Annotated in this window: 2 rRNA genes; both read left to right on the forward strand. The window is 46.2% G+C overall.

The features are described from left to right. Positions 1-199 (forward strand): 23S ribosomal RNA (locus L5M49_RS25255); the annotation flags it as partial. 189 nt (positions 200-388) lie between these two features. Then, a 5S ribosomal RNA gene (gene rrf, locus L5M49_RS25260) occupies positions 389-504 on the forward strand.

Below are 504 nucleotides of genomic sequence, written 5' to 3' on the forward strand. Positions count from 1 at the left end.
ATGGCATTGCCCGGTAGCTACGTTCGGAATCGATAACCGCTGAAAGCATCTAAGCGGGAAGCGAGCCCTAAGATGAGTCATCCCTAGGAATTTAATTCCTCTAAAGAGCCGTTCGAGACTAGGACGTTGATAGGCATGGTGTGTAAGCGTTGTGAGGCGTTGAGCTAACATGTACTAATGACTCGAGAGGCTTAACCATACAACCCAGATGGGTTTTACAAAGAAGCCTTAGACAGAATATCGACACTTGATGAAGTGGTCATAAAATGCTCCTGCATTTATGACATCAAGTACATCCTTGTACTTGTTGAACTCAAACAAAGCAAATCAGCTTTCCGAATTATTATTAGCGTGAGCCAGCGATGGACACGGTAATAAACAGAATTTGCTTGGTGACAATAGCCTTGTGGAACCACCTGATCCCATCCCGAACTCAGAAGTGAAACGCAAACGCGCCGATGGTAGTGTGGGGTCTCCCCATGTGAGAGTAGGTCATCGCCAAGC

Origin of the sequence: Shewanella sp. SM74, assembly GCF_025653725.1 — a bacterium.
In the GTDB taxonomy this organism is placed as follows: domain Bacteria; phylum Pseudomonadota; class Gammaproteobacteria; order Enterobacterales; family Shewanellaceae; genus Shewanella; species Shewanella oncorhynchi.